Raw genomic sequence first — 21967 nt, 5'->3', positions numbered from 1 at the left:
CGACCGGAACGGGATCTACGCCTGATCCGGCAGGTCTCCGACAAGGATGGCACGGAAATCATTGACATTGGTCCCGGTCGGACCGGTGACGTACAGATCGCCGATGGCGCCGAAGGCGGTCCAGGCGTCGTTGGCCGCCAGGCTTGCGAGCGGGTCGATGCCCTTGGCCCGGAGCCGGCTTGCGCTGTCCGGCCCGGCGAAGGCGCCGGCATTGTCTTCCGACCCGTCGATGCCGTCGGTGTCGGCGGCAAGCGCGGCGATCCCCTCGACGCCGTCGATCGCCGATGCGAAGGACAGCAGGAACTCGCTGTTGCGCCCGCCCTTGCCCTTGCCGCGCAAGGTCACCGTGGTCTCGCCGCCCGACAGGATGACCACGGGCTTGGCGAAAGGCCGGTCGCGGCCTGCGACTTCCCTGGCGATCGCCGCATGCACCAGCCCGACATCGCGGGCCTCGCCCTCGATGGCATCCGACAGGATCACGGCGTCAATGCCGGCGCGCCTGGCCTGTTCGGCCGCGGCCTCAAGCGACAGGCCGGCAGAGGCGATGACGCGGACCTCGTTGCGGGCGAACACCGGATCGTCGGGGCGCGGCGGCAGATCCCTTCCGCTCGCCAGATGCGCCCGGATCCGGTCGGGCAGCGCGATGGCGCGGGCGGCGACCATCGCCTGGACTTCCGCCAATGTCAGCGCATCGGGAATGGTCGGGCCGGACGCCACCTGGCAGGCCTCGTCGCCGGGCACGTCGGAGACCACCAGCGACACAATCCGGGCCGGCCAGGCGGCGGCGGCGAGCCGACCGCCCTTGATCCGGCTTGCATGCTTGCGGATCGCGTTCATCACCCCGATCGGCGCGCCCGAGGCGAGCAGCACCCGGTTGAGCTCCTGCTCATCCTCAAGCGTCAGGCCCTCCGGCGGCGCGGGCAGCAGCGCCGAGCCGCCGCCGCAGATGAGCGCCACGACGAGATCGTCCGCGGTCAGGCCGGCAACCGTGTCGAACAGGGCCTGCGAGGCGGCCAGCCCGGCTCTGTCGGGCACCGGGTGGCTGGCTTCGAGCACGGTGATCGCCTTGCAGGGGGCGCCGTAGCCGTAGCGGGTCACCACAGTGCCCGTCAGCGGCCCGTCCCACAGCGTCTCGAAGGCGGCAGCAAGCTGCGCCGCTCCCTTGCCCGCGCCGATGACCACGGTCCTGCCCTCAGGCTTTGGCGGCAGCGCATCGCTGAGCGCGCGCACCGGATCGGCGCGAAGAACCGCGGCCTCGAACAGCCGTGCCAGGAAATCGCGCTTCCGGGGATCAATCACACTTCGACATCACAGACAAACACTCCATCCGCGCCGCCCTCGAGGTGGACCACGATCTCAGCGCCGATGGCCTCATGGACGCTTTCTTCCAGATAGGCATTTCGGACCGAAATGTCGGCGAAGTCAAACCAGAACACATCATTGAAGCCGCGCACCAGCGGCGTCTCGACGCTCACATTGGCCCGGTGCTGGAAATCGATCACCCCGTCGACATGGTCGACCAGGGTGGCGAGCCGATCGTAAAGCGCCTGCTTGTCGGCGTCGGTGGCGTCTTGGGCGAAGCGTAAATGCACGAAGTGACGGATCATGATCTGGCCTTTCTCGGAGGGTTGGTCGATTGTTCCTTTGGGCTGCACACAGGCGCGGGCTTGCCGTCTCCCCGTCGGACCGGCACGCGGCGGCCTCGCATGCGGCCCTGACGACGCCTGCCCAGGCTGCTCAGCCGATATGCACCTTTTCCATCTGGCTCCATCGCGTCTCGAGCTCTTGCTCGGTCAGCCGGCTCACCAGCAGAAACTCCGCGAAGACATCCTGCACCGCCTCCGGCTCCGCGGTCTTGCAGAGGGTTTTCACGGCCTTTACCTGTTCCACCAGCGGCCAGGCGCCGACAAAGCTTGAGGCGCTGATCAGTTGATGCGCCAGCTCGGACACGTCGAACAGCTTCCCGTTCTCCAGATGCTTCTGCATGCGCGACACCAGGTTCGGCATGTTGCTCTGATAACTGCGCACAACCGCGCGGCAGCGGTCGAAGCCGATGTCGGACAGCAACCGGTTCAGGTCCGAGGCGGAGATGTAGGCCGTGGTCTTCTCGGGCCGGGCTTCGCCCTGCCTGTCGATCGCATGGGTGACCGATGTGAGGGCGCTCGCCAATTCGGATCGCGAGAACGGTTTTTCCAGGAATAGCCTCACATCGGGCTGCTTCAGGCTGTTCGACGCATCCGGCGGCATCGCCGCGGTGACGACGATCACCGGAATCTGGACGCCCATGCGCTGGCCGGTCAGATGAACGACATGGGCGACGTCCAGGCCCGTTTTCACCCCCAGCCTGTAGTCCGTCACGACCACATCGAATACCGTGCGGCCCAGGGCATCGACCGCCTCGGCATAGGATCCGACCACCGTGACGCTGTGCCCGAGTTCCCTGATATAGCCTTCGATGACCATGGCGTTGACCGGGTCGTCCTCCACCACCAGAATCGACAGCAGCGCCGAATCCTGCGGCTGCAGCGACGGCTGTTTCGCCAGGGAGAATTGCAGGCTGAAGCCGAAAATGCTGCCGCCCTTCGGGTTGGGACGATAGCTGATCTCGCCGCCGAGAAACTCGACCAGACGCTTGCTGATCGCCAGTCCCAATCCGCTGCCGCGCAGGGCGGAGACGGAGGTGGCATGCGTTCCCTGGACAAAGGGCTCGAAAAGCCTGTCGACCTCGTCCCTGCGCACCCCGGGGCCGGTGTCGATCACCTCGAAACGCAGCGCCGGCCTGTCGTGAGTTCCCGACTGCTCCTTCGTCACCACCAAAGCGACGCTTCCCCGCTCGGTGAATTTCAGCGCGTTCGAAAGCAGATTGAGCAGGATGTGGCGCAGCTTCGGACCGTCGCCATGCAACTGCAGCGGCACGTCCGGAGCAAACCGCATCTCGAGCGTCCGCCGCTGATCGCCGTCTCCCAGTTCAAGCACCCTGAACAGCGCCTCGCACAGCACGGTGAGATTGAAATCCTGTTCAAGCAACTGGAAGGCGTTGGTTTCGGCCTTCGAAAGCCCGAGCACATTCTCGATCAGGGCAGACAGCATTTCCCCCGCCGCGCGGATGCTGCGCAACTGCGGCAGCTTGGGCGCGAGCAATGCTTCTTCCTCGAGCAGGCCGGTGAGACCCAGAATGCTGTTGATCGGCGTCCGGATTTCATGGCTGATGGTCGTCAGAAACACCGACTTGGCGCGGTCGGCCGTCTGCGCGGCTTCGATGGCTTGCAGATAGGCCGTCACATCCTGCAGGATGATCACCTGGCCCGAAAACTTCCTGCTGATGTCAAGCATCTGCTGGATCGCGACATTGAACACGCGTTTGCCACCGGGCGTGTCCAGCGTGACGCGGCTTTGCGCGTGGGACCCTGATTGCAGGATCTCCGCGACCAGATCATGCAGCACCGGATTGTCCAGATCGCCATAATAGCCGGCGCCCGGTTGCATCTCGCCCAGCAGCAAGCGGATGGCCGAGGCATTGACATGGGTCGGCTTGGCGTCGGTATCCAGCAGGATCGCCGGTTCCGCGATGCTTTCGAAAACCGTCAGATACTTGTTCTTCTCGTTGCTGAGTTCCCGGTTGCTTTTTTGCAGCCGGTCCATCTGGTCCGTGGTGCTCGATGCCGTGTAGGCGGTCAGCACCCCCAGCTCAATCGCGTCAAACAGCTCGAGAATGAGGGGCTGCAGCACATCCCGCTGAACGTCGGGCAGGCGCATTTCGGTGAAAAAATCGACATATGCCTTGCGGTAGAGCTTGAGCATGCCGACAAAATCGCGTCCCTCGATGCCAAGCGACCGGTGCTTTATCCCCTGCGACCGGCCGAACTCATCGGCCTCCCTCAGCGCCGTTTCCTGCGAGATCAGCGAGGATTCGGTCGCCTCGATCAGGCGCATCAGAGGCTCGCTCAGCTTGCATATCGAGATCCGCCAGGCCTCGCGAAGCGTCGAGGAATATTCCGTCAGCGATTTCTGTTGAGCGTAATGGACCACACGATCGGTGAGCCAATCCTCGTGGGTCTCTATCATGGCTTTGAGATTGAGCATGCCGTAGACCTCCCCGTCAGGCATTTTCAAACGATCCTGCAACGGCTTAACTCCTCGCACACCGCCCGTTTCCAATCACTGATCGCTGGGCTCACGGTCGTGCGCGGACCCGGGACCCCTGACTTCCAGATATCGCATTCCGAGAGCGGAATCGACCGGATACCTTGCGCCGTGGCCGTCGCCGGCATCTGCATCACCGCTTGCTCCGAGAATGGGTCGAAAGCCCTGGGTGTCGCAGCTCCTGTGCAAGAAAAACCGCCACGTCGGGCACGGCGTGTCAGGCAGCCCCGGCGCGCATGACACGCGCCGGGGCCGGTTTCAATCAGGCTTCCGCGGGAGCGTCGAAGACATTCACCTTCGGAAGCTCGCCGGTGAACTTCTCGACCTCGGCAAGGCCGGTATGGCCGCAATTGCCTTGCGCGAGCTTGGAAGTCCCGATGCCGACCGTCAGGCAGTTGGCATCGCCATAGGCGTCGAGCGCACCGACCTCGCCCCCGACCACCGGGTCGTACCAGCCGCCTTCGGAAATGCGCAGCACGCCGGGGCGGATGTCGTCCGAAACCACGGCGCCCACCAGCACCTGGCCGCGGTCGTTGAACACCCGCACCACATCGCCATCGGCAATGCCGCGCGCAGCCGCATCCTCGGTGTTGATCACGCAGGGTTCGCGTCCCGCCACCGCATATTTGTCGCGGATCTTGGTGCCGCAAAGCTGCGAGTGCAGGCGGTCATTGGGATGCGCCGTGTCGACATGCAGCGGGAAGCTGCCGGCGCCGCCGACGCGCTCCACCGGCTCGAACCACATCGGATGCGGTCCGCAATCGTCGTAACCCATCTTCTCGATGTTGCGCGAGAAGATCTCGATCTTGCCGGTTGGCGTGCCGAGGGGCTCGAGCAGCGGATCCTCGCGGAATTCGGCATAGCGGACGAACTGCTTGGCGCTGTCGGGAATCTCGAAGACCGCGACCCCGGTCTCCCAGAAGTCGGCGAATGCCGGCACTTCGATTCCCTTGCCGGGAGCCTGCTTGGCGGCATCGTCGTAGAAGCCCTGGATCCAGGTCATCTCGTCCTTGCCTTCGGTGAAGGCGTCGCCGGCGCCCAGCCGCGTGGCGATGTCGGCGAAGATGTCATAGTCGGTCCGCGATTCGAAGACCGGGTCGATGACCTTCTTCATCGCCAGGATGGCCTTGAGCGAATAGTCGCCGATATGCTCGATGTCGTTCCTTTCATAAGCCGTCGTGGCCGGCAGGACGATGTCGGCGAACCGCGTGGTCGCCGTCCACTGGAAATCCTGCACGATGACCGTCTCGAGCTTCTGCCATGCCTTGATCATCCGGTTGCGGTCCTGATGGTGGGCGAACGGATTGCCGCCGACCCAATAGACCAGCTTGACGTCAGGATAGGCGTTCTTGGCGCCGTTGAAGTCGAAGTCCTTGCCGGGATTCTCCAGCATTTCGACGATCCGGCTGACCGGGATAGAGGCGGCGCCTGCCTGCGTGAGCCATGCCGCGCCGTCGACCGCGGCGCCGCCATCCGAAACCCCCGGAAGCACGATGGAGTTGGCGGAAGGCGAACCGCCATTGGCATAGTGATAGCTCAGGCCGAAGCCGCCGCCGGGAAGACCGATCTGCCCCAGCATTGAGGCCAGCGTCACCAGCATCCAGTGCGACTGCTCGCCGTGATGCTGACGCTGGATCGACCATCCCGAGCCGAGCATGGTGCGGTTGGCGGCAAATAGGCGGGCGAGTTCCTTGAGCTTCTCGGCAGGGACGTCGCAGATTTCGGCGGCCCATTCGGGGGTCTTGGCCACGCCGTCGCTTTCGCCGGTCAGATACGGCAGGAACAGGTCGAACCCGGACGTGTATTCGTCCAGGAAGTCCTGATCGTGCAGGCCTTCGCTGTACAGCGCATGGGCAATGCCCAGCATCATGGCAACATCGGTGTGCGGACGGACCGGGATCCATTCCGCGTCGAAATACTTGACGGTCTCGGTGCGGATCGGGTCGATCACGATCACCTTCTTGCCGCTCGCCTTGATCTGTTCCATGTAGGGATAGGTGTCATGATCGGCGACCGTCCAACCGATCTGGTTGGTCTTCATCGGATCGGCGCCCCAGAACACCAGCACTTCCGTGCTCTCAAGCACAACAGGCAGGACGGTGGGTTGCTCGTAGACCTCGAGCGTTCCCAGCACATGCGGCATGATGATCTGGCTTGCGGCGGTGGAATAGTCGCCCGAGCTGTTCACGAACTTGCCTTCCAGGCCCAGGTTCAGGGTCCGGCGCAGCAGGTTCTGGCAGTTGTGCAGCTTGCCCGAGCTCTTCCAGCCGTAGGACCCTGCGAAGATGCCGGTCGGTCCGTAGGTTTCGCTGACCCGCTTCAACTCCTTGGTCACCAGCTCAAGCGCCTGGTCCCAGCTCACCCGGACGAACTCCTCGCTGCCGCGGTCTTCGGGCTTGGCGCCGGGACCGCCCTCCAGATAGGCCTTTCTCACCATCGGATACTTGATGCGCGTCGGTGAATAGACGCTGTCCATGACGCCTTCGAGCATCGGGGTCGGGTGCGGATCCTGCTCCCAGGGGCGGATCTTGCTCCAGACGCCGTCCTCGACAGTGGCGTGGAAAGCGCCCCAGTGCGATCCGGTTAGCACTTCACCCGCTTCGGCCGCGCGAACCGGTCCCGCGCGCAGGAATGACGGTGCGAACGCACCGAAGGCGCCGAGGGCCGTTGCGCCCTTCAGCAGGCTGCGCCGTGTAAGGGCGTTGGAATAAAGAACTGACATGTGAGACTCCATTTCCTGGTTGACCTGAAGACGAAGGGATTTGGCGAGCCCTCCGAAGGTTGGTTCAGTGTTTCAAAGTGATGTGAATGGGGTGTGGGAAACTGTTGAACGGCGCGTAATCCTGTGTAAACAGGCGGTAACAATGGCCCGCTTGGCTATTTGCAATAGGCCTCCGCCGCCTTGTAATTCATGCACACAAGCTGCAGCGCCACCCGCGCCAGCGCTTCGACCTTCACCGGATCCGCCGGTTTCACATGTCCCGCTTCGACATGCGCCTGGACCAGGTTCAGGGCGGAATGGGCCAGCATGCAGACCAGCCCTGGCTCGGGAAGCCGCGAGCACCGCTCCACGAAGGCCGGCAGCCAGCTCAGCACCTGCGTTTCAAGAAACAACACGCTGGAGACCGAGAAGGGTTCGCCGGCAGCCTCCCGGTCGCAAAGCTCCGCGGCCACGTTCAACTGGATGCCCAGATGATCGGCCGGCTCATTCAGCCCCTCCGGAAGGTTCATCTTCAACAGGCCAAGGATCCGGTTCATGTCGCGGGTGGGCTGCTGGAACAGCAGTCCGCGCTCGCTGAGATAGACCGAGGCATAGGGCGGCGCGGTCCGTGGGCCGGCCCTGTCGAAGGCCTCACCGGTCGCCCGTGCGAGCGCCGCCTGCAGGTGGGCCAAGCCCTCCTCCGTGGCGACCGCCGCCTCGATCAGTTCGGCGAGAGGAGCCAGCGCCGGGACCGCCTTGCAGGCTGCAAGGAAGTGTCGTCCGTCTTCGTCCCGGTATCGCCGCAGGTCCGCAAGGCCTGGCCGGTGCAGGAAGAACTGAGCCAGCCAACGATATCCCACCGCCTTGCCAAGTGTTTCCGTCTGATTAGCCATGATGCGCCCCTTCGGCCGTATCCTTTGCGTTAAGTTGAAGATATTTCTGCAGGATCCGGTACTCGTCCTTGTCGAGCGTGATGAACCGCTTCATCGACTTGAGGGTACCGATCCATTGGTTGGACAGATAATGACCGGGATCGGGCTTCGAGTGGCAGGTGCCGCAGGCGGCGCCGTACATCTCCGCGGTGTAGCCCCAGAGCAGGTCGCTGTTGCCGATCAGCTTGCCGGGGGCCACCCAGCCTTCAAGCGTGATCGCGTGCCAGACCAGGGCGGTCTCGGGATCGGTCTCGGTGGAGACATTCTGGATCACGTCGACCGCCGCCTTCTCGATCGTGGCCTCGAAGATGCGCTGTCCCCTGAGCGCGTAGACCACCTGGTCGACCTGGTCCTGCTGCCAGCCGGTGACCCGCACCTTGAGCATTTCGCCGTCATGATCGATCACCTTGAGCGGCGTTCCGGCAAGAACCTGGCCGATGCCGTCCTTCTCGGCCTTGGCGTCTGCCGCAGCGTGGTACAGCGGAAGCGTGGCGATCGGAAAGACGGTGTCTCCCTTCGGAGGGCTGGCCGCGGCGATCGCTTCCATCTCTTCGAAGAGCTTGCGATAGCCCTGGGACAGGTCGGGCAGCTTGTGGGCAATGCCCTTGTGGCAATCGATGCAGGTGTCGCCGCGCTCGAACCCGGCCTTCATCAGCTTCGCGGCCTCGGGCTTCTGCTTGGCGAAATCCATGTGGGTTTCGTTGTGGCAGTTCCGGCAGACCAGCGAATCGGTCGCTTCCATCTCGGCCCAGACCCGCTTGGCCATTTCTGCGCGATGCGCCTCGTATTTTTCAGGGGTGTCGAGAGTCCCGAGGAGATGGTGGTAGAGGTCCTTGCTCGCCCGCACCTTGGCGATGATCTTGGGAATCCACGGCTTGGGCACATGGCAATCGGGGCAGCTCGCGCCCACACCGGACGCATTCATGAAGTGGACCGACGCCTTGTACTCCTGAAAAGGCGTGTCGTTCATCTCGTGGCAAGAGATGCAGAACTCCTGGGTGTTGGCATGTTCCATGGCGGTATTGAACCCGCCCCAGAAGATGATGCCGCCCGCGAAGCTGGCGATCACGAGCAGGCCGAGCGACACCGCCCCTGCGGGTCCCCAGAATTTGGTCCAAAGTCGCCTAATCATTGCATCAGCCTCCGTGTTTGGCGGTGTCTTAGACGGCGGCTGTAAATGCGTTGCCTTTCGGCTTTGAACTGTTGGTAAAAGTATGTAAACGTGTCGTAAACGGGGTCGCTGCAGCATGAAATTGCCGAAACAAATCCTGGTCGTGGAGGACGATCCGACCAGCCTGGAAGCCGTGTCCAGCTACTACGAAGTGGAGGGCTACCGAGTCCTGCGCGCGCGCGACAGCGAGGAAATGGAGCAGGATCTCAAGCGCCATGTGATTGACATGGTCGTGCTGGATCTCAGGCTCCCCGGCAAGGACGGGCTGACCCTTCTGCGCGAGCTGCGCGCGCATTCGGACGTGCCGGTCATTGTCGTCAGCGCCCGCACCGAGGACGTGGACCATATCGTCGCGCTGGAAATCGGCGCGGACGACTATCTCGACAAGCCGATCAACCTCAGGGAGTTGCTGGTCCGCACCAAGAACATCCTGCGCCGCGCCTCCACCCCGTATTCCCCGGCCAAGGACGAAGCCGAGGTTCAGGAATTCGCCGGCTGGTCGCTGGACCGCGCCGCGCGCAGCCTCACGGCGGCGGATGGAACGGCCGTGCATCTGACCCGCGGCGAGTTCGAACTGCTGAGCTACATGGCCTTGCGGTCGGGCCGGGTGCTGCAACGCGACCAGCTTCTCGATTGTCTCGCCGGTCGGGAGTGGCAGCCGTTCGACCGCAGCATCGACGTGCTGATCGGACGCCTGCGCACCAAGATCGAGGCGGATCCCAAGGCCCCGAGACTGATCGTGACCGTGCATGGGGTCGGCTACGTGTTCATGGGTTGACGCCGCTCCCGCCACATCCAGCCATAGGCGAGCCGACCGCCCTGCGGCCAGCGGCCCGCCGCTCGCATCCCTCCGATCAAATCTATTTGTAGGATGAATACCCCTGTCGTGGCGCTGACACACGTGATTGGGTCTCTTGACAGCGAAATATTTCCGCAGTTATCCTTTATTTGTCCAACAATAAGGGTGAGTGGCCTTGTCCTTTTCTTCCGACACTTCCTCCCCAGCGCCCGGCGAGAAGGCCGCAGCCGAACTCCCGGCAACGGTGGCTGAACCTCCGGCGTCGCGGACATCGGCGGTGGATGAACTGGTCGACCATATCCGCGCCCTGATTTCGGAAGGCGGCCTGAAGGTGGGCGACAGCCTGCCCACGGAAAAGGAACTGTGCGAGCGCTTTGGCGCCGGGCGCAACACGGTGCGCGAGGCCATGCGGATGCTCAAGACCTACGGCGTGGTCAAGGTTCGTCCCAAGATCGGCGCCGTCATCATCGACGAGCGCATGGCGCGCGCCTTCGACCTGTTTTCCTTCAACACGCTCGAGGTGTCGCGCGAGACCTTTGTCGACATCCAGGGGTTCCGCAGCCTGCTCGAGGTGGCCTCCTTCGAGACACTGTTCGACAAGGTCACGGCCAGGGACATCGCCGACCTGCATCAGGTGAACAGGGAGCTCCTGAACGCGAAGACCGCAGTCGATGCCTCCGAGGTCGATTTTCGCTTCCACACGCGCCTGGTGGCCGTGATGGGCAACAAGGCGATCCTGGACGTCTACAAGATCATGAAGCCGGTGATCATGAAGATCATGCTCAAGGCCAAGACACTGCATACCTTCTCGACGGTTACCTATGCGGAGCATGCCGAGATCGTCGATACGCTCGAAAGGCGCGACCGGACCGCCTACCAGTACAAGATGAAGTCCCATCTGGACGCCGGTTTCCGCCATTTCGTGGACTAGCGCAGTCAGCAGGAAGCCGCTGCGACGCGCGGCGGCTGGGGAGATGATCGCCACTCATGGTGGCATCAGGGAGGGTGCGATGAAGCACCAAAGGAGGAGGACTTAACATGAAGTTGCCAACAGTCATTTCTGCCGCATTCGTGGGCCTGATGCTTTCGACAAGCCTGTCCCTCGCCGGACCCGAGGTCGTCTCCGGCCCCGGCGCCGATCCCGAATGCTTCGCGCCCTGGAGCGCGGAGACCAAATACATGCAATGGCCCGCCAAGCCGGGCCCCTACAAGATTGCCGTGGTCAACGGCTTCGTCGGCAACGGCTGGCGGATCCAGATGATCAAGACCGCCAAGGCCTTCGCCGAAGACCCGTCGATCAAGGACAAGATCGCCGAATTCAAGGTGGTCTCGACCGGGACGGACGCCCCGGCCCAGCTCGGCGCCATCGAGGATTTCATCAACCAGGGCTACGACGCCATCGTCACCATCGCCGTTGCGCCGGATGGCTTCGACCGGGTCATCCGGCTGGCCGACAAGAACAATGTGGTGCTGGTGCCGTTCGACAACGTGCTCGACACCGACGCCGTCATGCAGGTCAACGAGGACCAGCTCATGATGGGCCGGATGTGGGCGCAGTTCGCGCTCGACGAGCTCAAGGCCAAGGGCGTCACCGCGGGCAAGATCCTCGAAGTGCGGGGCCTGCCGGGCAATTCGGTCGACCGCGATCGCTCCATCGGCATCAACGAGACGTTCAAGGCCGACGGCGGCGCCTGGGAAATCGTCTCGGTGGTGGGCAACTGGGACGACGGCACGACCCAGAAGGTCGTCGCGGACGCCATTGCGGTGCATGGCCAGTTCGAGGCTGTCGTCGGCCAAGGCGGCTCCAACGGCGTCATCCAGGCGCTCTCGGATGCCGGTCATCCCTGGGTTCCCGTCGCCGGCGAGTCCGAGAACGGTTACCGCAAGGCCATCGCCAAATATTCCGGCGAAGGGCTGAAGGGCATCTCGATCGGCCAGTCTCCCGGTCTGGTCGCCATTGCCATGAAGGCCGCGGTCTCGGCGCTCGAGGGCAATGTCATGCCGCAGCTTATCTCGGTGCCGCTGCCGGTCGCGACCTACAAGGATCTCGAGGACGGCAAGAACTACTGGAGCGACCTGCCCGACAACTTCTTCACCGTGAACGAGTTCCCGCCCTGCGGCGTCAACATCTCGGGTCCGTCGATCATGGCGCAGACCGAAGCCGACTTGAACTAGTCAGTTGAAGAGTGACGGGGCGCCGCACGACGTCCGGCGTCCCGTTCCAGCCTGAACCTGCCCGTCGACCGGACACTCCGCCGCCGCCCGAAGGTCTGCCCGCGCATCCCACCCGAGACAGTGGCGCGCCGCAAGCCACGCTCAGGGGCATCGTTTGCCGGCCCACGGGATGGGCAGGGACCGGACAGCGCAGCCAACAAGGAAAACCGAGGCAATGACCGCAGACCGCCCGATCGTCCAGTTGTCTGGCGTCTCCAAGCACTTCTCCGGCACCCGCGCTCTGGAGAACGTCGATTTCGCCTGTTTCAGCGGCGCGATCCACGGCATCCTGGGCGAGAACGGCGCCGGCAAGTCGACACTGATCAAGATCATCTCCGGCGTCCTGCAGCCGGATTCGGGCGAGCTGAGCGTGAACGGGACCAGGGTCAGCTTCGCCAATCCGACGCACGCGGTCGCCTCCGGCATTGTCTGCATCTTCCAGGAACTGTCGCTGGTGCCGGATCTGTCGGTCTCCGACAATATCTCGCTGGCGTCGCCGCCGCGCAGGTTCGGCCTGATCGACAAGCGCGCGCAACGGCGCTGCGCGGAGGAGCTGCTGGCCCGCATCAAATGCGAGGATGTCGACCCCAACGCGCTGGTGCGCGAACTCTCGCTGTCGCGCCGGCAGATGGTCGAGATCGCCAAGGCGCTGGGCAAGGATCCGAAGGTTCTCATTCTCGACGAGGCCACCTCGGCGCTCACCAGCCGCGATGTCGGCACCGTCTATGAACTGCTGGCCGACCTGAAGGCGCAGAACGTCTCCAGCCTGTTCATCTCGCACCGCATGCACGAGATCGAGCAGCTCTGCGACACGCTGTCGGTGTTCCGCAACGGCCAGCACATCGAGACTTTTGCCAAGGGCGCGCGCACCGACCGCGAGATCGTGCGGCTGATGATCGGCCGCGAAGTCGACGCCCAATACCCGCCGAAACCCGCGCCGAAACCACGTCCGGAGCATCTGCGGATCGAAAATCTCGCCTGGGAGCGCCAGATCAAGGATGTGAGCCTCAGCATCGGCAAGGGCGAGATCGTCGGCCTCGGCGGCCTTGACGGCCAGGGCCAGAAGGAGCTGCTGCTCGGCCTGTTCGGCGTGCTGCGCGGCATGCAGGGGCGGGTCACCATCGCCGGCAGGCCCTGTACACCCGGATCCCCGGCCGAGGCCAAGCAGGCCTCCCTGCGCATCGCCCTCGTGCCGGAGGACCGCAAGACCGAAGGCCTGATGCTCGCCATGTCCATCGCCGACAATCTGCTGGCGGCGTCCTACGCCCGCGTGTCCGACGGGATTTTCATCAATGCGGACAAGGCGAGACAGGCGGTCGAGGACGGGATCGCGAAACTCCGGATCAAGACCGGCAGCGCCGACGACCCGGTCGCGACCCTTTCCGGCGGCAACCAGCAGAAGGTGGTGATCGCCAAATGGCTGATGACCGATCCCGACGTGATCCTGCTCAACGATCCGACCCGGGGCATCGACGTGGGCACCAAGCAGGAGATCTACAGGCTGATGCGCGACCTCGCCGATCAGGGAAAGACCATTCTCCTCTACTCCAGCGACTATGCCGAGCTGATCGGCTGCTGCGACCGCGTCATGGTGATGTATGACGGCGGCATCGTCGCCAGCCTCAGCGGCGACGCCATCACGGAAGAGGCAATCGTCGCCGCCTCGCTCAATGTCGGCGGCGCCGTGCCTCACGCCGTGCCGGGACCGTCCCATGCGTAACGCCCGCTCGCCGCTCGCCGCCACGATCCGGCAGAATTCCGGCTTCTTGGGCGCCATCATCCTGTTGCTGGTGCTGTACCTGATTTACAACCTCCTGCATCCGCGCGGCTTTTCCGCCGCGCTTCTCATCCAGAACACCAATGAATCGGTGGCGATCGTCTTCCTGGCGATGGCCCAGACCGTGCCGGTGCTGCTGGGCGGGCTCGACCTGTCGGTGGGCGCGATCATGACGCTCACCAATTGCGTGGCGTCCGTGGTGGTCAGCGGCTCGCCTCAACAGATCCTCCTCGGCATGGTCGTCACGCTCGCCACCGGCACCGCCTTCGGCGTGGCGAACGGGCTGATCGTCGTCTACGGCCGGCTGCAGCCGATCATCGCCACGCTCGCCACCGGCGCGATCGCGGTCGGGCTCGCACTGTTCATCCGCCCCGCGCCGGGCGGCACTGTCGATGACGACATCAGTTGGGCGCTCACCAACGATCTTTACGAGCTTGTCGACACCTATGGCTGGTTCGACGCGGATGCAGCCTGGTTCTCGTCCTTTGCCTGGGTTCCCGTGCCGCTGCTGATCGTCATCGTCATCGCCTTCGGGGTCTGGCTGCCTTTCAAGCACACAATCACCGGCCGCACGGTCTATGCCATCGGCTCGGCCGAGGGCGCGGCCTACATGTCGGGCCTCAATCTCGATCGGGCCAAGATCGCGGCCTTCACCCTGGCGGGCTTCTTCGCCGGATGCGCGGGCCTCTATCTCGCCATCCAGACCTCGTCGGGCAATGCCGATATCACCCAGGCCGGTGCCTACACACTCAACTCGATAGCCGCCGTGGTGGTCGGCGGCACCTCGCTGCTCGGCGGCGTCGGCGGCGCCATTGCCTCGCTCGTCGGCGCGCTGGTCCTACGCGTCATCTCGTTCTACTTCCGCATCGTCTCCATCGACCCGCTGCTCCAGCCGCTGGTCGAGGGACTGGTTCTTCTGGCTGCGGTCAGCCTCGGCGCGTTCCGGACCCTCAGGGTCAAGAACCAGCTCGCCCTGTTCCGCTAGGAGGCAAGGACATGAAGATTGCGATCCCGAGCCTGAAATCCGAAGACAAGCCGATCTTCATCGCGTCGGGTTTCATTCTCGTCATCCTGTCTGTCGGCACCGTCTACACGCTGTCGACCCAAGGGACGGCGCCGCTGCTGTCGCCGGGCTACCTTTTGCAGCAACTGCAGACCGGATCCTTCCTCGGCATCGTCGCCGCCGGCATGATGGTGGTCATCCTTCTCGGCCACATCGATCTCAGCGTCGCCTGGACGATGACGGCGGCGGCGATGATGGCCACCACCGTCGGTGGCGATCTGGCCATCCCGGTCGGCATCGCCATCGGCGTCGGCGTCGGCCTGGTCAACGGCTTCGGCGTCGCCTATCTGCGCGTGCCGTCGATGATCTTCACGCTCGGCGTCGATTCGGTGCTGCGCGGCCTGATGGTCGCCCACACCGGCGGCTTCGCGCCCCAGGATTCCGCCACGCCGTTGATGCGCGCGCTGGCATCGAGCAAGCTCATGGGCATCCCCTCCGCCATCTTCGTCTGGCTGGCGGTCTCCCTCGTCATAGCCATCATGCTCAAGCGCACCGCCTTCGGACGGCAGATCTATCTGACCGGCAACCGCGAGATGGCCGCCTATCTGTCGGGCGTGCGCACCCGCCGGGTGATCCTGGCATCCTTCGTCGTCTCGGGCGTCTGCGCGGCCATGGCCGGCGTGATGCTGGCGGGCTATTCGGCCCGCGCCTTCCAGGGCATGGGCAACGCCTTTCTCCTGCCGGCGATCGCCGCCGTGGTCATCGGCGGCACTCGCATTCTCGGCGGACAGGGGCGCTATGCCGGCACGCTTGTCGGCGTCATCCTGATCGTCCTGTTGAATTCCGTGCTGTCGATCATGCAGATGCCGGAGGCGGGCCGCCAGGTGATTTATGGTTCGGTGATTATCTGTATGCTTCTGGTCTATGGACGCGGCAACAAGGTGCAGTCATGACAACATCGCCCACACCCCTCTATGACATCAAGGACTCCCGCTTTTCCGGCCTCATCCACGGCAACGCCGGGCTGGAGAGGCTCTGGACCGGCGGGCGCTGGTGCGAGGGGCCGGTCTACATGGCGGCGGGCAAATACCTCCTCTGGTCGGATATTCCCAATGACCGGCTGATGCGCTGGGACGAGACCGACGGCTCGGTGTCGGTGTACGAGCAGCCCTGCCGTCATCACAACGGCCACACCACGGACCGGCAAGGCAGGCTGATAAGCTGCGAGCATGGCGGCCGGGCTGTCAGCAGGATCGAGCATGATGGCAGCCGCACGATTGTCGCCGACCGCTTCGACGGCAAGCGACTCAATTCGCCCAACGACGTGGTGGTGAAATCCGACGGCTCGATCTGGTTCACCGATCCGACCTACGGCATCGACAGCGACTACGAGGGCCATGCGGCTCCATCCGAGATCGGCGCGTCCCAGGTGTATCGGTGCGCGCCCGATGGCCGGATCTCGGTCGTCGTCAGCGATCTCGTCCAGCCCAACGGCCTCGCCTTCTCGCCGGATGAGACGGTGCTCTATGTGGCCGACACCGGGCAAACCCACCAGCCCGACTGCGCGCCCAAGATCCGCAAATACCCCGTCGACGCAAACGGCTCCACATTGGGTCCCGGCGAGGATTTCGCGATGTCGGACTGCGGACTGTTTGACGGATTCCGCGTCGATGTCTCAGGAAATCTCTGGTCCTCGGCCGGCGACGGGGTGCATTGTTATTCGCCCGATGGCGAGCTTCTGGGCAAGATAAGGATCGATGAAGTGGTGGCCAACCTGTGCTTCTTCGGCCCCAACCGGAATCGCCTCGCCATCTGCGCGACAACATCGGTGTATTCGATTTATGTCCGGACGAGGGGCTGCTAGGACAGGATGCTCATGACCGCCGTCACTCGCTCCCGGATCGCCCCGTCGCAGGGCCAGCTCACACTTTCAGCCGCACACCAACCGGCTTTGGAGACCTAGATGTCAGACACGAAGAAGCCAGCCGCACTGCGTTCTCAGCTTTGGTTCGACAACCCAGAAAACAGCGAGATGACGGCGCTCTACATCGAACGCTACGTCAATTACGGGCTGACGCGCGACGAGCTGCAATCGGGAAAACCGATCATCGCCATCGCCCAGACCGGATCGGACCTGTCGCCCTGCAACCGTCACCATATCGAGCTTGCCAAGCGCATCCGCGATGGCATCATCGCCAATGGCGGCGTCCCGTTCGAGGTCCCGGTCCACCCGATCCAGGAAACCGGGAAGCGCCCCACGGCGATGCTCGATCGAAATCTCGCCTATCTCGGGCTGGTGGAATCGCTGTTCGGCTATCCGCTCGACGGGGTGGTGCTCACCATCGGCTGTGACAAGACCACGCCGGCGCTGCTGATGGCCGCGGCCACCGTCAACATCCCGGCGATCGCCTTTTCGGTGGGCCCCATGCTCAACGGCTGGTTCCGCGGCGAACGCACCGGCTCGGGCACGATCATCTGGAAAGCGCGCGAGCTCCACGCCGAAGGCAAGATCGACGACGAGCAGTTCGCGGAGCTGGTCACGTCGTCGGCCCCCTCGGTTGGCTATTGCAACACCATGGGCACCGCGTCGACGATGAACTCGCTGGCCGAGGCGCTGGGAATGCAGTTGCCCGGCTCGGCCTCGATCCCCGCGCCCTATCGCGAGCGCGGCCAGATGGCCTACGCCACCGGCAAGCGCATCGTCGACATGGTCCGCGAAGACCTCAAGCCGTCCGACATCATGACCCGCCAGGCCTTCGAGAACGTCATCGTCGCCAATTCCGCGCTCGGCGGCTCGACCAATGCGCCGATCCATGTCGTGGCGATCGCCAGACATGTCGGCGTGGCCCTGGACAATGACGACTGGCAGGCGCTCGGCCACCATGTTCCGCTCCTGACCAACCTCCAACCCGCAGGGACCTATCTCGGCGAGGATTTCCACCGCGCCGGCGGCGTTCCCGCGGTGCTGGGGGAATTGATCCGGGCAGATCTGCTGCCGCACCCGGGTGCCCTGACGGTCAATGGCCGCAGCATCGGCGACAATTGCGCCCACCGCGAAAGCGAGGATGCCGACGTGATCCGTCCGATCGCCGATGCGCTGTTGCAGGACGCCGGCTTCCTCAATCTCAAGGGATCGCTGTTCGACAGCGCCATCATGAAGACCTCGGTCATTTCCGAGGAGTTCCGCGCGCGCTACCTCTCCAACCCGGACGACAGGGACGCCTTCGAGGGCTTTGCCATCGTCTTTGACGGACCCGAGCACTACAACCGGATGATCGACGATCCGAGCCTTGCTATCGACGAGAACTCGATCCTCGTCATGCGCGGCGCGGGGCCGCTGTGCTATCCCGGCGGTGCGGAAGTGGTCAACATGCGTCCGCCGGACTACCTCCTGAAACAAGGCATTTCCGCCCTGCCCTGCATCGGCGACGGTCGCCAGTCGGGAACCTCGGCGTCACCCTCGATCCTCAACGCCTCGCCCGAGGCTGCGGCCGGCGGCGGGCTCGCCCTGCTCAGGAACGGCGACAGGATCCGCATCGACCTGGGCAAGGGCCACGTGGATGCCCTGGTGCCCGAGGCAGAATGGGAAAAACGCCGACAGGAGTTCGCCGAGGCGGGCGGCTACCCGATCCCGGAAAGCCAGACCCCGTGGCAGAAGATCTTCCGCGATCTGGCCGAACCCTTCTCTGAGGGCATGGTGCTGCGCGGCGCGGACTCGTTCCAGCGCGTCGCCCAGAAATCCGTTCCCCGCGACAACCACTGAGCCGAGCCGCCGGCGGGCGCCGGCCGAAAACCGAAACCGCAAGCATTTGACGCCGCTTGCCGGGCGGCGTCTTCAACCGCGCCGGAGCCTGGTCTCAGGGCGACCTGACTGGCCTAGAATCCCTCGCCCTCTTCCTGGAGAACGGTGAGCGCGCCGTTCTCGATGCGATGCACCACCATGCGCCGCTCGATCCGGCCGTCCGGCCGGAACCGGAACAGGCCGGTTGCGCCGCGGAAGCCCCGGGACGAAGTCAGGTTGGCGACCGTGATCGCATCCGGCCCCCCGGAACGCACCAGCCCCGCCGCAATCGCCACGGAATCATAGCCGATCGCCGCATCGTAGCTGGGCTCACGGCCATATCTGGCCTTGAAACGCTCGGAGATCACGCCCAGGCTCGAGGTCGAGGGCGTCGCCACGATCAGGCCTTGCGCCGAGGGCCGCCTGTAGATCTCTTCGGGGATCAGCGAGGTGGCGATGGCCGTGGAGATGGATTTGCCGAATTCGCCCGCCGCGAGAATGTCGATCACCTGCCCGATGGCCTCGCCGCCGCCAAGCAGGACGATGGTGTCGGCCTTGTTGAACACGTCCGCGCCGCTGGCGAAGGCCGCGCGCAGGTTCTTGCCGTCCGCCGGATAGGGCACGAAGCCGACCGTGGAGCCGCCCTTCAGCCGGATGCCTTCCCGGAGCCTGAGAAGGCCTTCGGCCGGAAACCCGGCTTCATGGACGACGACGATGTTCTTCTGCCTGGCGGCAACCGCGGCGCCGACGCCCTCGAGCGCGCTGTCGATGGCATCGCCGTAGAGCGGCCAGATGCTGGAGCCGCCGGCCGACCTGTTGGCGACCAGCGCCAGGACCGGCGGGCGCGGCTGGCCGGCGGAGCCGAGGCTGGCGACCTGGGCATTCGTCGCCGGGCCGATGATCAGTTTGCTGCCGGCAGCGGCCGCGGCCTGGACCCTGGCGGCAACCTCCCCGGCGCCCGGACCCAGGGGCTGGACCTCGATCCTGAGCTGGCCCGCACCGAGTTCGTCGAGCGCCAGCCTGGCGCCGTCGGCGATGTCGGCCGCCTTCGTCCTCAGCGCCGCATCCGACGGCAACAACATGGACACGGCGACCGGCCCACTGCCATGGGTCGAAGCGCTGACCGGCAGAACAGTGGACCCCGCAGCAGTGCCCAGCCCGTCATCCAGGCTAGAGGCCTGGCATCCGGCAAGGCCTAGACACGCCATCAGCACCAGCGCGGCAAACGCGCCGGTCGGGGAGACCTTTGAGGCTCCCGCCATGCGCTCGACGCGATTGTCGACCGCTCTCAAACACTCCGACACGTCCTATCCCCCCGAACAACCCGCTTCTCTGCCTTAAGGCGCCCCGCTGAACATGGTATAAAGCTGTAGTACTTTGAAATGTAAGACACAATCCCGGCCTTCGTCGACTCCTCCCTTCACCCTGGGCATCATTCTCGCCCGCCCGCCGTGTCGTGCCCGCGGGACCCGGTCCGGGGGCGCCTGTCGTCCGCGAACGACCGCGTCATTTCCATGGCTTTCAGCGCGTCGGCGCGGATCGATCGCGGCTTCGCGGCAGCACCGGCGCGGTGTGCGGGGACGACGGCCTCGGCAATGCTGTTGACCGCGATCCGACGACGTCCGGCACTTCGGCGGCAGACACAGGATCTTCACCTCATGTATATTTACATAAAATTTTACGGAATTTATGTATTAATTGGTAATACTGTTTATTTGCGTGATTTTATTCTCTGTTGTGTAGCCTTCCACTATCGCCTGTGGAAGGAAAGAAGATGTTTAAACAAATTGCGCGACGTTTCAAATACGAAACTCTTGCCGTTTTAGTCTCATTGATCTCCGCCACAACCGTCCATGCCGCCGCTCTCGAACGGCCGGTGCTCCGCCTCGACGGAGGACTATCCGTCTTGACAGGAACACCCGTTGCGCCCGCACCTGCGCCGGTGGAACTGGCGCTGAGGCAGGTGTCGGCCGCATTGCCGACGACCGGCCCCGGACCGGGGGCGCGCAATGTCGGGTTCGGCGCCATTCTTGGATATCCCGGGCGGACGGCGCCCGCCGAACTCGGCGCTCACGGGGACCAGGCCCTGACGACCGCCTCGATCGCCCCCGCCGCCTATGCCCTCCGGCAGGACCAGCCGCTGTTTGGCGCGCACCGGATCCGCTTCGGCAAGATCAAGAGCGGCGGCAGGATCGCCACGCTGATCCGCGGCGCCGCGGCGAGCGAACCGGGCACCCTGTGCGTCGGCCGTTGCGCCTCGCTTGCCGCACGGCTGACGCTTCACGGCGCCAGCGCCCGGCGTCAATTCGAACACGTCTCCATGAGCGTCAATCGGGCGGTCCGCTATGACACCGACGCCCGGATCCATGGCCGGCTCGATTACTGGTCGACGCCCGACGAAACGCTGGCGCGCGGGGCGGGCGACTGCGAGGACTACGCGATCCTGAAGATGGCGCTGCTGGCGCGCCTCGGCGTGCCGCTGAGCTCGATGGAGATCGTGGTGGTCAAGGACACCGGCCGGCGGCTGTTTCATGCGGTGCTGTCGGTCTCGCTCAACGGTGAGCACCTGATCCTCGACAACATGACCAACGCGGTCGAGGCCGACCTCGCCAAGCGGGACTACGCACCGCTGTTTTCGATCGCCGGCGCGGCCAATTACGTTTTTGGCTACAAGGCCGATCAACCCAAGCTGGTCGCCTCGATCGGCGAAGCCATCTCCGTGGCGCCTGGCGCCGGATTCTGAGGCCGGCGCCCGCGGCTACCGCACAGGCGCCCTGACGGACCTTGCCGTCTCGCTTACACAGAACCGGAAACGAAGGCGATGGCGGCGGGCGGTTTGACCATGCCGGGAACCGGCGCCATGCTGAGCCGGCCGCGCAATCTGCGCTCGCCATAGCCGATGGTGAAGCCGACCTGCTGGCTGCGCCCGCTCTCGGTCTTCATCTGCTCGATGACGTCCACCAGCGGCGTCTCCAGGCTGAGCCGCACGTCGGCAAGGGCGGCGGCGGTGTCGAGCCCGATGAACCTGGTCTGCAGATACATCAGAAAAGCGCTGTTCTGGAACAGGATCTTCTTGTCGACCGAAATGATGAAGGCCGGCACCGGACAGGCCGAGACGATCGCCCTTGATGTGTGCAGTCCGGTCCGGTCCTGCAGGCCCTCATAGCGCTCCAGGATCCTTTGCATGATCGAGGCGCGCAATTGCGAGCTCAGGCCGCTGGCGCCGGTCCTGTCGGCATCCAGCCGCTCGATATAGTCGGCCACCGACACGCCGTCCGCCTTGGTCAGTTCCTCGAGCGCCGTCCAGAACACCCGCTCGAGGCTGAAGCCTCGACGCTTGCCGCCGGACCTGATCGCCCGGAAATGCGGCTTGAAGTGATCGGACTCCGACATGCTGCAGTACTTTCCCTGTGCAATAAGTGCGACGGTAAAATCCGGAAGAGCCT

The 21967-nt window shown here is 64.4% G+C and carries 17 protein-coding genes; 9 read left to right on the top strand and 8 right to left on the bottom strand.

Annotation, left to right across the window (positions count from 1 at the left end; translation table 11 throughout):
• Window positions 1-15 precede the first annotated feature (15 nt).
• The 6 genes from LL06_RS10945 to LL06_RS10920 all read right to left on the bottom strand — a co-directional run bounded on the left by LL06_RS10945 (window position 16) and on the right by LL06_RS10920 (window position 8908).
• Window positions 16-1299 carry a glycerate kinase gene (locus LL06_RS10945; protein ID WP_035526039.1) on the bottom strand — a complete coding sequence of 428 codons (1284 nt, stop codon included), beginning with the start codon at window positions 1297-1299 and terminating at the stop codon, window positions 16-18.
• Entirely contained in the window at window positions 1296-1607 is a 312-nt protein-coding gene (locus LL06_RS10940) for a Dabb family protein (RefSeq protein ID WP_035526036.1), read from the bottom strand. Before LL06_RS10940 ends, LL06_RS10945 begins: the two co-directional genes overlap by 4 nt.
• A gap of 130 nt (window positions 1608-1737) precedes the next feature.
• Window positions 1738-4107, bottom strand: a complete 2370-nt coding sequence (locus LL06_RS10935; RefSeq protein WP_081963897.1) for an ATP-binding protein — start codon at window positions 4105-4107, stop codon at window positions 1738-1740.
• A 298-nt stretch (window positions 4108-4405) separates the two neighbouring features.
• Entirely contained in the window at window positions 4406-6865 is a 2460-nt protein-coding gene (gene torA / locus LL06_RS10930; RefSeq protein ID WP_035526030.1) for a trimethylamine-N-oxide reductase TorA, read from the bottom strand.
• A 155-nt stretch (window positions 6866-7020) separates the two neighbouring features.
• Entirely contained in the window at window positions 7021-7737 is a 717-nt protein-coding gene (locus LL06_RS26375; protein WP_081963895.1) for a molecular chaperone TorD family protein, read from the bottom strand.
• Window positions 7730-8908 carry a NapC/NirT family cytochrome c gene (locus LL06_RS10920; protein WP_035526026.1) on the bottom strand — a complete coding sequence of 393 codons (1179 nt, stop codon included), beginning with the start codon at window positions 8906-8908 and terminating at the stop codon, window positions 7730-7732. The genes LL06_RS26375 and LL06_RS10920 overlap by 8 nt, the downstream gene beginning before the upstream one ends.
• A 115-nt stretch (window positions 8909-9023) precedes the next feature.
• Here LL06_RS10920 and LL06_RS10915 point away from each other — a divergent pair, with 115 nt between their 5' ends.
• From LL06_RS10915 to LL06_RS10880, 8 genes are all read left to right on the top strand, one after another.
• On the top strand, window positions 9024-9725 hold the full coding sequence (locus LL06_RS10915) for a response regulator (protein WP_035526023.1): 702 nt from the start codon (window positions 9024-9026) through the stop codon (window positions 9723-9725).
• A gap of 298 nt (window positions 9726-10023) precedes the next feature.
• Window positions 10024-10677: a GntR family transcriptional regulator gene (locus LL06_RS10910; protein ID WP_161784966.1), complete on the top strand. Its 654-nt coding sequence runs from the start codon at window positions 10024-10026 to the stop codon at window positions 10675-10677.
• A 107-nt stretch (window positions 10678-10784) separates the two neighbouring features.
• Complete coding sequence (locus tag LL06_RS10905) at window positions 10785-11921, top strand: sugar ABC transporter substrate-binding protein (protein ID WP_052161423.1); 1137 nt, start codon at window positions 10785-10787, stop codon at window positions 11919-11921.
• Between the two features lie 214 nt (window positions 11922-12135).
• Window positions 12136-13680 (top strand): sugar ABC transporter ATP-binding protein, encoded by a 1545-nt coding sequence (locus LL06_RS10900; RefSeq protein WP_052161422.1) that lies wholly within the window; start codon window positions 12136-12138, stop codon window positions 13678-13680.
• Window positions 13673-14722: an ABC transporter permease gene (locus LL06_RS10895; RefSeq protein ID WP_035526016.1), complete on the top strand. Its 1050-nt coding sequence runs from the start codon at window positions 13673-13675 to the stop codon at window positions 14720-14722. The genes LL06_RS10900 and LL06_RS10895 overlap by 8 nt, the downstream gene beginning before the upstream one ends.
• Before the next feature lie 11 nt (window positions 14723-14733).
• Window positions 14734-15693, top strand: coding sequence for an ABC transporter permease (locus LL06_RS10890; protein ID WP_035526012.1), 960 nt, complete (start codon window positions 14734-14736; stop codon window positions 15691-15693).
• Window positions 15690-16604: an SMP-30/gluconolactonase/LRE family protein gene (locus LL06_RS10885; RefSeq protein ID WP_035526010.1), complete on the top strand. Its 915-nt coding sequence runs from the start codon at window positions 15690-15692 to the stop codon at window positions 16602-16604. Before LL06_RS10890 ends, LL06_RS10885 begins: the two co-directional genes overlap by 4 nt.
• Before the next feature lie 99 nt (window positions 16605-16703).
• The gene (locus tag LL06_RS10880; RefSeq protein ID WP_035526007.1) at window positions 16704-18503 is read left to right on the top strand and encodes an IlvD/Edd family dehydratase; all 1800 of its coding nucleotides are present in this window, start codon (window positions 16704-16706) and stop codon (window positions 18501-18503) included.
• A gap of 113 nt (window positions 18504-18616) precedes the next feature.
• On the opposite strand, the gene LL06_RS10875 is transcribed toward LL06_RS10880, so the two are convergent.
• Window positions 18617-19825 (bottom strand): hypothetical protein, encoded by a 1209-nt coding sequence (locus LL06_RS10875; RefSeq protein WP_152599561.1) that lies wholly within the window; start codon window positions 19823-19825, stop codon window positions 18617-18619.
• A 602-nt stretch (window positions 19826-20427) separates the two neighbouring features.
• Here LL06_RS10875 and LL06_RS26370 point away from each other — a divergent pair.
• Window positions 20428-21264, top strand: a complete 837-nt coding sequence (locus tag LL06_RS26370; RefSeq protein WP_161784965.1) for a transglutaminase-like cysteine peptidase — start codon at window positions 20428-20430, stop codon at window positions 21262-21264.
• A gap of 53 nt (window positions 21265-21317) precedes the next feature.
• Here LL06_RS26370 and LL06_RS10865 read toward each other — a convergent pair whose 3' ends face one another.
• A complete protein-coding gene (locus LL06_RS10865) occupies window positions 21318-21914 on the bottom strand; it encodes a ribbon-helix-helix domain-containing protein (protein WP_035526001.1) in 597 nt (198 codons plus the stop codon).
• Window positions 21915-21967 lie beyond the last annotated feature (53 nt).

Source organism: Hoeflea sp. BAL378 (genome assembly GCF_000759435.1).
GTDB lineage: Bacteria > Pseudomonadota > Alphaproteobacteria > Rhizobiales > Rhizobiaceae > Hoeflea.
Note: the sequence above shows the minus strand (reverse complement) of the source record. Positions and strands in the feature narration are given on the sequence as shown.